Source organism: Hyphomonas sp., assembly GCF_022844445.1.
Classification (GTDB): Bacteria; Pseudomonadota; Alphaproteobacteria; order Caulobacterales; family Hyphomonadaceae; genus Hyphomonas.
The window spans coordinates 21,948-33,290 of record NZ_JALHLS010000023.1; the positions used below are offsets into that span (position 1 = coordinate 21,948).

Annotated in this window: 9 protein-coding genes; 7 read left to right on the plus strand and 2 right to left on the minus strand. The window is 63.9% G+C overall.

Going from position 1 to position 11,343, the window contains the following annotated elements; genetic code table 11:
- Positions 1 to 17: 17 nt before the first annotated feature.
- From Q0C17_RS17335 to Q0C17_RS17345, 3 genes are all read left to right on the plus strand, one after another.
- A complete protein-coding gene (locus Q0C17_RS17335; protein ID WP_291209087.1) occupies positions 18 to 1,373 on the plus strand; it encodes a nucleotide sugar dehydrogenase in 1,356 nt (451 codons plus the stop codon).
- Between the two features lie 7 nt (positions 1,374 to 1,380).
- Complete coding sequence (locus Q0C17_RS17340) at positions 1,381 to 2,493, plus strand: glycosyltransferase (RefSeq protein ID WP_291209089.1); 1,113 nt, start codon at positions 1,381 to 1,383, stop codon at positions 2,491 to 2,493.
- Positions 2,494 to 2,567: 74 nt separating this feature from the next.
- On the plus strand, positions 2,568 to 3,728 hold the full coding sequence (locus Q0C17_RS17345) for a DegT/DnrJ/EryC1/StrS aminotransferase family protein (protein WP_291209091.1): 1,161 nt from the start codon (positions 2,568 to 2,570) through the stop codon (positions 3,726 to 3,728).
- 17 nt (positions 3,729 to 3,745) lie between these two features.
- Here the strand turns inward: Q0C17_RS17345 and rfbA are convergent, their stop codons facing one another.
- On the minus strand, positions 3,746 to 4,618 hold the full coding sequence (gene rfbA, locus Q0C17_RS17350) for a glucose-1-phosphate thymidylyltransferase RfbA (protein WP_291209093.1): 873 nt from the start codon (positions 4,616 to 4,618) through the stop codon (positions 3,746 to 3,748).
- Positions 4,619 to 4,639: 21 nt separating this feature from the next.
- Positions 4,640 to 5,695 (minus strand): dTDP-glucose 4,6-dehydratase, encoded by a 1,056-nt coding sequence (rfbB, locus tag Q0C17_RS17355; protein WP_291209095.1) that lies wholly within the window; start codon positions 5,693 to 5,695, stop codon positions 4,640 to 4,642.
- Between the two features lie 176 nt (positions 5,696 to 5,871).
- On the opposite strand from rfbB, the gene ahcY reads away from it, so the two are divergent.
- From ahcY to Q0C17_RS17375, 4 genes are all read left to right on the plus strand, one after another.
- Positions 5,872 to 7,281, plus strand: coding sequence for an adenosylhomocysteinase (gene ahcY, locus Q0C17_RS17360; protein ID WP_291209097.1), 1,410 nt, complete (start codon positions 5,872 to 5,874; stop codon positions 7,279 to 7,281).
- A 13-nt stretch (positions 7,282 to 7,294) separates the two neighbouring features.
- Positions 7,295 to 8,152 carry a formyltetrahydrofolate deformylase gene (purU, locus tag Q0C17_RS17365; RefSeq protein ID WP_291209098.1) on the plus strand — a complete coding sequence of 286 codons (858 nt, stop codon included), beginning with the start codon at positions 7,295 to 7,297 and terminating at the stop codon, positions 8,150 to 8,152.
- Between the two features lie 26 nt (positions 8,153 to 8,178).
- Positions 8,179 to 9,360, plus strand: coding sequence for a methionine adenosyltransferase (gene metK, locus Q0C17_RS17370; RefSeq protein WP_291209100.1), 1,182 nt, complete (start codon positions 8,179 to 8,181; stop codon positions 9,358 to 9,360).
- 199 nt (positions 9,361 to 9,559) lie between these two features.
- Positions 9,560 to 11,343 (plus strand): M10 family metallopeptidase C-terminal domain-containing protein (locus tag Q0C17_RS17375; protein WP_291209102.1); only part of this gene is annotated, 1,784 nt, incomplete at its 3' end.

The following is an 11,343-nucleotide window of genomic DNA, read 5'->3' on the forward strand; positions in this document are numbered from 1 at the left end:
AGCCAGAGCGTCCCGCCATGCTGACCACTTCGACCACTCCCGACTCCATGGCGGCGGACTACGTTCGCCGCGCTCATGCCCGCGACCTGACCATCGGGATCATGGGCCTCGGGTATGTCGGCCTGCCGCTCGCCGAAGCCTTCCTGGCCGCCGGTTTCCGCGTCCTCGGTTTCGACATCGACCAGCGCAAGGTTGACCTGCTCACGGCCGGCAAGACCTATATCCAGCACATCCCGGACGACCGGATCGTGGCCATGAACGCCACCGGCCGTCTTGAGGTCACCAGCGACGAGTCGCGCCTTTCGGCGGGCGACGCGCTCCTGATGTGCGTACCGACGCCGCTGAACGCCCACCGCGAGCCGGACATTTCCTATGTCAGCGACACGACGGAAATGATCGCGCGGCACCTGCGTCCCGGCCAGCTCATCATCCTGGAGTCGACCACCTATCCGGGCACCAGCGACGAAGTCGTGAAGGTCATCCTCGAGAAGACCGGCCTGCGCGCGGGCGCGGACTTCGCCATCGCCTACTCGCCTGAGCGTGAAGATCCCGGCAATATCGACTTCTCGACCTCGTCGATCCCGAAAGTCGTCGGCGCCAACACGACGCCTGAGCGCGACATGGCCGTGGCCGTGTACGAAGCGATCACCAAGGTCGTGCCGGTCTCCGACATGAAGACCGCCGAAGCGGTGAAGCTGACCGAGAACATCTTCCGGCTGATCAATATCGCGCTCGTGAACGAGCTGAAGACCGTCTACCAGGGCATGGGCATCGATGTCTGGGAAGTGATCGACGCGGCCAAGACCAAGCCCTTCGGGTTCATGGCCTTCTATCCGGGCCCCGGCCTCGGCGGCCACTGCATTCCGATCGACCCGTTCTATCTGACCTGGAAGGCCCGCGCGGTGGGCGAGACCACACGCTTCATCGAACTGGCCGGTGATGTCGTCACCCAATTGCCGAAACAGGTGATCGAACACCTCGCCGAAGCGATGAGCTCGCACCTCCAGAAATCTATCGCCGGCAGCCGGATCCTGGTCGTCGGCCTTGCCTACAAGAAAAACGTCGACGACATGCGCGAGAGCCCCTCGCTGCACCTCATCCACATGCTCCGCGAGCGGAAAGCCACCGTCGACTACCACGATCCGCACATCGCCAAGGTTCCGGTCACGCGTGACCACCCGGAATTCGCCGGCATGGAATCGGTGCCGCTGACGCCGAAGGCTCTGAAACACTATGACTGCGTGCTGATCTCCACCGACCACGATGCGGTCGATTACGAGGCGCTGGTTAGGAACTCGAAGCTCGTCATCGACACCCGCAATGCGACCCAGCACATCCCGCAGGACCTGAAGGCAAAGGTCGTGAAGGCCTGAGGATGGCGTGAAGCGGCTTTTGCTCCTTACACGGCATTATCCGCCCGCCGTCTCCGGAGGCATCCGGCGGCCCTATCTACTGGCCAACGCGTTGCGGGCTCTCGGCGTCGATGTACGGGTGATCGCGCCGTCGCTGCCGGAAGGCGAACCCGGCCTGGCCGTACCGCATCCGAACCGCGATCCGTCAGGCGATACCGGCCCTGCACGTCCCTCGCTGCGCGGCCTTGCCCGCGATCTCCTTCTCTGGCCGGACCCGGACATCCGCTGGTGCCAGCGCGCCGCCGATGCCGGCATCGCGGAGGGCTGGAAGCCGGACTGGGTGCTCTCCACCAGCCCGCCGGAATCCATCCACGTCGCCGGCGAACGCCTCGCCCGCACCCTTGGCGCCCGCTGGGCCGCCGACTTCCGTGACCTGTGGCTTGAAGCTCCGCACCGCGCCGAGCGCCGCCGCCTGCACCGTCAGATCGGTGAACGCCTCGTCGCCCGCCGCCTCCTTCCCAGGGCTGACCTCGTCCTCGCCGTCGATTCCGTCGTCGCCGCGGAAGCCCGCCGCCTCGGCGCCCGCGATCCCCAGGTGCTCGAACACTTCACCAGCGATGATCCAGCCCAGCCCTTCAGCTATGAAGGCAGCGGCCTGAACATCCTGCACGCCGGCTCCATCGCCTTCTCCGATCCTGAAGCCCGCATCGAGGACCTGCTCGCCCCCTTCGAGGCCACCAGCACTATGCGCAATGACCTCATGCTCAACTTCGCCGGCCGCCTCACGGGCGCCGAGCAGGCCCGCATCGCAGCGAGCCCTGCCGTCCGCTCTATCCGCCAGTTCGGGCCCGTGCCGTATGAAACGGCCCGCGCCATGATGGCGGGCGCCGACGCGCTTGCCTTCGTGGCCTCTGCCAAGATGCATGTGCCGCCCAGCAAGATCGCCGACTATCTCGCCTTCGACTGTCCGCTGGTCGCCTGCGGCGCAGGTCCCTGGCGCGCCGATCCGCGGGTGCCCGCCGAACCTGCCGCCGATGTGCTGAAACGCCTCACCCGCGGCGCAGGCCGCAATACGACCGCCCGCCCCAGCACCAGCCGCACGGCCGCCGCGCGCTTTCTGGACTTGTGCAACCAATTGTAATGAGGCGTGAGTTGCTGGCCCGCAGGGGCTGGTCTACTCAGCGCACGCTAACCCGACCAAGAGGACCCAGGAATATGGCCATCGCGTTCATCGACCTTCAGGCGCAGCGCAAGCGGATCGAGCCGCAGATCAACGCCGCCGTGCAGAAAGTAATCGAGAGCGGCGCCTACATCATGGGCCCCGAAGTGAAGCAGTTCGAGGCAGACCTCGCCGCCTTCTCCGGCGCAAAACATGCACTCGGCTGCGCCAACGGCACCGATGCCATCGCCCTGCCCCTGATGGCCTGGGGCGTCGGCGCGGGCGACGCGGTGTTCTGCCCGAGCTTTACCTTCTGCGCCACCGGCGAAGTTGTACCGTGGGTCGGCGCCACGCCGGTCTTCGTTGATGTCGAGCCCGACACCTACAACATCAACCCGGATCATCTCGTCGCCCAGATCGAACGTATACTGAAGGACGGCAAGCTGAAGCCGCGCGTCATCGTCGGCGTCTGCCTTTTCGGCCAGGCCGCGAACTATCCGCGCCTGCGCGAGATTGCCAACAAGTATGGCATGAAGCTGATTGCCGACAGCGCGCAGGGCTTTGGCACGACGATTAACGGCAAGCACCCGTCCGACTGGGCCGACTGCGTCACCACCAGCTTCTTCCCCGCCAAGCCGCTCGGCTGTTACGGCGACGGAGGCGGCATCGTCACCAATGACACCGCGCTGGCCGAGATCATCGACAGCCTGCGCGTCCACGGCAAGGCCGTGGCCTCGGACCTCAAGGGCAAGACCTTCGACCACGACCCGAAATACCTGAACATGCGCGTCGGCATGAACTCGCGCCTCGACACGATCCAGGCGGCCGTGCTGATCGAGAAGCTGAAGATCTATGCCGACGAAATCGTGCTGCGCAACAAGGTCGCTGCGCGCTACAATGAACTGCTGAAGCCGCACGTCGCCGCCGTGCCCTTCGTGAAGCCTGGCTTCGTCTCCACCTGGGCACAATACACGATCGAGCACGACAACCGTGACGGCCTCGCCGCGCACCTGAAGACACAGGACATCCCGACCGCCGTCTACTATCCGGTGCCGATGCACATGAACCAGGCTTACCGCGAGTGGGCGCCGAAGCCCGGTGAACTCGCCGTCACCGAAGCGAAAGCCGAACGCGTGATCTCCCTGCCGATGCACCCCTATCTGGACATCGCCACGCAAGACCGCATCATCGAAGGCGTGCGCACCTTCAACGGATGAAGATCAGCGCCGCGCCCTCAGGGGCGGCGCTCTTCCAATAAGCCGAGCAGGTATTCGCGGTAATTGTTGGTGTAGCCGGTCGCGAGACGCTCCAGCGTCTCGTCATTGATGAAGCCGCGCCGCCAGGCCACTTCCTCGAGGCAACCGATCTTCAGCCCCTGCCGGCGCTCGACGGTCTGCACGAAGTGCGAGGCATCGAGCAGGCTGTCGAACGTGCCCGCGTCCAGCCAGGCAAAGCCGCGCGGCAGGCACACGGCGTTCAGCTGGCCCTTCGCCATGTAGGCGGCGTTGATGTCGGTAATCTCGATCTCGCCGCGCGGCGACGGTTTCACGGCGCGGGCAATGTCCACTACCTGCGAGTCGTAAAAGTAGAGGCCCGTGACCGCCCAGTTGCTCTTCGGGTTCTTCGGCTTCTCTTCGATGGAGATCGCTTTGCCGGCTGCATCAAGCTCCACCACGCCGAAGCGTTCCGGATCGCGCACCGAATAGGCAAACACGCTCGCACCCGATGTTGCCTTGGCGGCATTCATCACGAGGCCCGAAAGCCCCGCGCCATAGAAAATGTTGTCACCGAGCGCGAGCGCCGCCGACGAGCCGCCCAGAAAGTCTGCACCCAGAATAAACGCATCGGCCAGCCCGCGCGGCTCGTCCTGCACGGCGTAGGAAATCTCGATGCCCCACTGGCGCCCGTTGCCCAGCAGCGCCTCGAACTGCCCCAGCGATTCCGGTGTCACAATCACGAGGATTTCGCGGATGCCGGCCAGCATCAGCACGGACAGAGGATAGAAGATCAGCGGCTTGTCGTAGATCGGCAGCAGCTGTTTCGATACGCCTCGCGTCACCGGCTCAAGCCGGGTGCCGCGTCCGCCTGCGAGGATGATGCCCTTCATCGGTGCCCTGTCATGTGAGAGTTATTGCGAAGCGCCTTCGCCGATCCGTTCGCCGGCATACACTTTCTCGCGCAGCGGTCGCCACCAGCCTTCATGGGCGAGATACCAGTCCACCGTCTCGGCCATCCCTGTGTCGAAGTTGACCGACGGCGACCAGCCCAGATCCCGCCGGATCTTGCTGCTGTCGATGGCATAGCGGAAATCGTGTCCCGGCCGGTCCTTCACGAAGCGCACGAGGCGCGCATGCGGGGCCGCTTTCGGGAAGCGCTCGTCCAGCAGCCTGCAGATGGCGCCGGCGATATCGCGGTTGGTCCGCTCCTCGCTGCCGCCCACCGTATAGGTCTCGCCGGCCGGCGCGCCGTCCGCCATGCAGACCAGCGCGCGGGCATGGTCATGCACGTAGAGCCAGTCGCGCACGTTCATGCCGTCGCCGTATAGGCTGATCGGTTTGCCGTGGAGCGCATTCAGCACGGATAGCGGGATCAGCTTCTCCGGGAACTGGCGCGGCCCGTAATTGTTGGAGCAGTTGGAGATCACCACCGGCAGGCCATAGGTGCGGTGCCAGGCGCGCACGAGGTGATCGGACCCTGCCTTGCTCGCCGAATAGGGCGAGGACGGATCATACGCCGTCGTCTCGCAGAACTTGCCGTCCGGCCCCAGCGAGCCGAACACTTCATCGGTCGAGACATGCACGAACCGGAAACGGGCTTTTGCCTCGCCCTCCAGCGCGCCCCACCAGGCGCGCGCCGCTTCCAGCATCACCATCGTGCCAACAATATTCGTCTGGATGAAGGGGGCGGCGGAATCAATCGACCGGTCAACATGGGTCTCGGCAGCGAGGTGGAAGATCGCGTCCGGCGCTGTCTCGCGCACCGCCTTTTCCACCGCCTGTCGGTCGGAAATGTCCGCCTCGACCAGCCGGAAGCCGGGATGCACCTTCAGCGCGGCCAGCGAGGCCGGGTTGGCCGCATAGGTCAGCTTGTCGATAACGGTTATCCGCGTATCCGGGCGCGCCGCCAGTTCCTGGCAAAGGGCCGATCCGATGAAGCCTGCGCCGCCTGTGACGAGGTAATTCATTTGCCGCTCCACACGCCGCCACAACCGGCGGTTTGCCGCCTGCGCGCCTGCTTAGCACGCCCGGATCAGGCGGCAACCGCCGGATGCTGCGCCGGACGGGCATTTCTGGCGCCTCCGCGTTGCCATGGGCAAGCAGGCATGATAACCCGCCGGGCAACATATAAAGGATCGTTGATATGACCGTTCAGGACAAGGTTCAGGACTATTACGTCAAGGACATTTCGCTCGCCGAATTCGGCCGCAAGGAAATTGCGATCGCCGAGACCGAAATGCCGGGCCTGATGGCCGCGCGGGCCGAATTCGGCCCCTCGCAGCCGCTGAAAGGCGCCCGCATCTGCGGCTCGCTGCACATGACCATCCAGACCGCTGTCCTGATCCAGACGCTGGAAGCCCTCGGCGCCCAGGTGCGCTGGGTCTCCTGCAACATTTACTCGACACAGGACCACGCCGCCGCAGCGATCGCTGCCGCCGGCACCGCCGTCTTCGCCTACAAGGGCGAAACGCTCGAAGAATACTGGGACTATACCGACCGCATGTTCCAGTGGCCGGATGGGAACGGCCCGAACCTCATCCTTGATGATGGCGGCGACGCCACGATGTATCTGATCGTTGGCGAGAAGGCCGAGGCGAACCCGAAGATCCTCGACAATCCCGGTTCTGAAGAAGAGAAATACTTCTTCGCCCAGATCCGCAAACGCATGAAGGCCTCGCCCGGCTGGTTCAAGAAAACCAAGGCCGGCGTGCGCGGCGTCTCGGAAGAGACGACCACGGGCGTCAACCGCCTCTACCAGCTCGAGAAACGCGGCGAGCTGCCCTTCCCGGCCATCAACGTCAACGACTCGGTCACCAAATCGAAGTTCGACAACAAGTACGGATGCAAGGAATCTCTCGTCGACGCGATCCGCCGCGGCACCGATGTCATGATGGCCGGCAAGAAGGCCTTCGTCGCCGGCTACGGCGATGTCGGTAAAGGTTCGGCTGCCTCGCTCTCCGGCTCGGGCGCCCGCGTGGCCGTCTCCGAGATCGACCCGATCTGCGCCCTGCAGGCCGCAATGGACGGCTATGAGGTCCTGACACTCGACGAAGCTGCGCCGAAGTTCGACATCTTTGTCACTGCGACCGGCAACAAGGATATCCTTACGCTCGACCATATGCGGGCAATGAAGGACATGGCTATCGTCTGCAACATCGGCCACTTCGACAACGAGATCCAGGTCGAGGCGCTGCGCAATTATCAGTGGACGAACATCAAGCCGCAGGTCGACATGATCACCTTCCCGGATGGCAAGCGCCTGCTGCTGCTCTCCGAAGGCCGCCTCGTGAACCTTGGCAACGCCACCGGCCACCCGAGCTTCGTGATGTCGGCCTCGTTCACCAACCAGACACTCGCGCAGATCGAACTCCACGTGCGCGGCGGCCAGTACGAGAACAAGGTCTACACCCTGCCCAAACACCTCGACGAGAAAGTCGCCCGCCTCCACCTTGAGAAACTCGGCGTGAAACTGACTGAGCTGTCGAAGGAACAGGCCGACTATATCGGCGTCGGCACCAACGGCCCGTTCAAGCCCGAACACTACCGCTACTGATCCGGGGACGGACTTGCCGCAGCCCTACATCCTGACGCTCAGCTGCCCGGACCGGGTGGGCCTTGTGGCCCGCCTCGCCCGGGTGATGGAAGTGCATGGCTGCTTCATCGTCACCTCGCGCACCTTTGGCGATCCGGACACGCACCGCTTCTTCGCCCGCCTCGTGTTCAACACGCCCGGCAATGGCGAAGCCCTCGCGGGCCTCGAGCGGGACATGGCCACCCTTGGCAAGGAGATCGACGCCGACTGGCAGATCAGCCCCGAAGGCGAACGCCTTCGCACGCTGCTGCTCGTCTCGAAATCCGATCACTGCGCCAACACACTGCTTTACGCAGCGCGGCGGCGCGAGTTGCCCATCGACGTCACCGGCATCGTGTCGAACCATGACACGCTGAAGTCCGCCTTCGCGCACTGGAACCTGCCCTGGTTCCACGTCCCTGTTACCGCCGCCACCAAGCCGGCAGCCGAGCAGCGCCTCTACGAGATCATCGACGAGACGAAGTCCGATCTCGTCGTCCTCGCCCGCTACATGCAGGTACTCAGCGAAGAGGCCTGCACGCGCCTTTCGGGCCGCGTCATCAACATCCACCATTCGTTCCTGCCCGGCTTCAAGGGCGCCCAGCCCTATCACCAGGCGCATGCGCGCGGCGTGAAGGTCATCGGCGCCTCGGCCCACTACGTCACCGCCGATCTCGATGAAGGCCCGATCATCTCGCAGGCCACCGAGGCGATCGACCACACTTTCTCGCCCGAGGACATGGTCGAAACCGGTCGCCACCTTGAAGGCATTGCCCTGCTGCGCGCCGTCAAGGCGCATGCCGAACACCGCATCTTTCTGAATTCCGGCAAGACCGTCGTCTTTGCCCGCTAACCATCAGCCTCCAGAGGAAATCCTCCATGCCCCTCAAGTCCCACGAGTTCACCAGCGAGAGCGTCGCCGAAGGCCATCCCGACAAGGTCGCCGACCAGATTTCCGATGCGGTCGTGGACCTCTTCCTCTCGCGCGACCCGTCCGCGAAGGTGGCTGTGGAAACTCTGTGCACGACGAACCTCGTCGTCCTCGCCGGCGAAGTGCGCACCAAGAACGGCGCTGTCATCACGCATGACGAGATGAACGCCGCTGCCCGCGCCGTCGTCAAGAAGATCGGATATGAGCAGGAAGGCTTCCACTGGGAAAAAATGACCGTGCAGAACTACGTGCACGGACAGTCGGCTGAAATCGCCCAAGGCGTCGAGGAAGGCGAGGGCCTCTTCAAGGAAGAAGGCGCCGGCGACCAGGGCATCATGTTCGGCTACGCCACCAACGAGACGCCGGAGCTGATGCCGGCCACGCTCGTCTATTCCCACCAGATCCTCGAGCGCCTCGCCGAAATGCGCCATTCCGGCAATCACCCAGAGCTCGAGCCGGATGCCAAGAGCCAGGTTACCCTGCGCTATGAAGGCTCGCGCCCCGTCGGCGTCAACGCGGTCGTCGTCTCCCACCAGCACAAGAAGGGCGTCAGCCAGGATGCGCTGCGCGAGATCATCCGCCCCGTGATCAAGTCTGTGCTGCCAGAAGGCTGGTTCCCGCCGGAAGACAAGTTCTACGTGAACCCTACCGGCAGTTTCTACATCGGCGGCCCGGACGGCGACTCCGGCCTCACCGGGCGCAAGATCATCGTCGACACCTATGGCGGCGCAGCCCCGCATGGCGGCGGCGCTTTCTCCGGCAAGGACCCGTCCAAGGTCGACCGCTCGGCCGCCTATGCCACGCGCTACCTTGCCAAGAACGTCGTCGCCTCCGGCCTCGCTGACCGCTGCACGATCCAGGTCTCCTACGCCATCGGCGTCGCCCAGCCCCTGTCTATCTATGTCGACACTCACGGCACCGGCAAGGCGGACGAAGCCCGCATCGCCGCCGCCCTGCGCGAGCTGTTCGATCTCTCCCCGAAGGGCATCCGCACCCACCTCAAACTCAGCGCGCCGATCTACTCCCCGACCGCCGCTTACGGCCATTTCGGCCGCAAACCAGGCACCGACGGCACGTTCAGTTGGGAAAAGACCGACCTCGGCGACGCCCTCAAACGCCTCGTGAACTGAGCCGCCAGCCGGGCGGAACATTTTCTGTGAACCCGAATTTACCGTAACATTTCGCGGGAGGCCTGCAGTCATCAGGCGTTCACCCCGGCGGCGTTAACACCAAACCGTTGCGCGGCCTTGCAGATCGGCAAATTCGGGCGATAGTTCACGCCAGACTGCGCCGTCTTTTGGGGGCCGGCGCGACAACCGGAGCATTTTCATGCCTTTTGACTCTCGCCTGGATACGGATGCGGCTGGCTTCCGTCTGGATGCAGCCCTTGACTGGTCGGCAGGCGGACAGTTCCGGGCCAGCGGCGCCTTCCAGCCTTCCGTCATGTCGCTTGAAGGCATCGAACGGCTCGCGACGTTCGGTTACCGCGCCCACGCGCTGACCTGCTGCCCGTGCGGTGAGGACCATTCGGGCGAACTGCTCGCGCACAAGATTTCAATTGCAGCCATTGCCGGCACTGCGGCTTCCGGAGCCTCGGTTGGTGGCACGCAGTACGCGCCTCCGGGCTCGCCTGAAGCGCAGACCCTTAACTTAGCCGGGGAGGTCGATGGCACCATTGCAACGACCGTAACCCTTGCGGTGGGCGACATCGTCAACAGCCAGATTGAAGTGAGCGGAGACCAGGACTGGTTCCGGATCAATCTTCAGGCCGGCGTCACGTATGAGTTCAGGCTGGATGCCACCGGGGGGACCGGACTGGGTGACCCATTCCTTGAGATCATGAACGCCAGCGGCACGCAGCTGAAGACGAATGATGATGGCGGAACCGGCTTCAACTCCCTGCTGCGCTTCACACCGACGGCTTCGGGTACCTATTACATCAACGCGCACGGCTGGATCGACACGAACGGCGGCACGTCGACGGGCAGTTATGCACTGACGACGCAGGTGCTCCCGCCCATCCCGACCTGGACCATCGACCAGATCGGACAATACCTGGCGAATGAGGATGGTGTCGGCGTCGGCCCGCGCTGGCAAAGTTCGACGATCACCTACAATATCGAGGACCTGAACGCCAACGAACGCATCATGGCCGAACGCGCGCTTCAGATGTGGGCCGCGGCCTCTTCGCTCAGTTTCGTGCGTACGACCAGCGCCTCTGCCGGCATAACCTTTGTGAACGCCGTGGCAGACGACCCCAATGCGTCACAAGGCACAACCGATCCTGTCGCCTACGCCCGCACCAGCACTTCCGGCAACTCGATCCTTTCGAGCCGTATCGTCATAAGCTCGAACTGGACCACACTCGATGCGAACGCGCAGGCGGGCTGGTTCGACAACTATGCGCAGCAGACCTACATCCACGAAGTCGGGCACGCCCTCGGCCTCAGCCATCCCGGGCCTTATGACGGCACCGCAGACTACGGCACCGACAACCTCTTCACCAACGACAACTGGGCCTACACGGTCATGTCCTACTTCGACCAGCTCGAAGTAGGACACGGCAACTACCGTTTCGTCCTGGGTCTTCAGCAGGCCGACATCGCGGCCATCCAGCTGCTCTACGGCACCAATCCTGCCGGTACGTTCTCCGGCAACACGACATTTGGGTTCAACTCTTCCGCTCCCGGAACAAACATCGACTGGTCTCAGTTCGTCGTCGTCCTGCCGGAAGGCACCTATCGCCGCCCGCCGGCGATGACGCTTTATGATACAAGCGGCGTCGACACGATAAACCTCTCCGGATTTTCCCAGCCGCAGATCGTGGACCTGCGGCCCGGCACCTTTTCCAGCCTCGGCGATCGTCCGGATCCGTCCATTCCGCACTACGTCAACGTGGTCGCGATTGCCGCCAACACGATCATCGAGAATGTGATCGGCGGCTCGGGCAGAGACACGATTACCGGCAATACCGCAAACAACACGATCACATTTGGCGCTGGCGCCGATACGTTTGTATACGGACCGAACGGCGGTGCGGACACGATCACGGACTTCTCCGTGTCCCAGGACCGTCTTGACCTGACGGCCTTTTCTTCCTCTGCCGCGCTGGC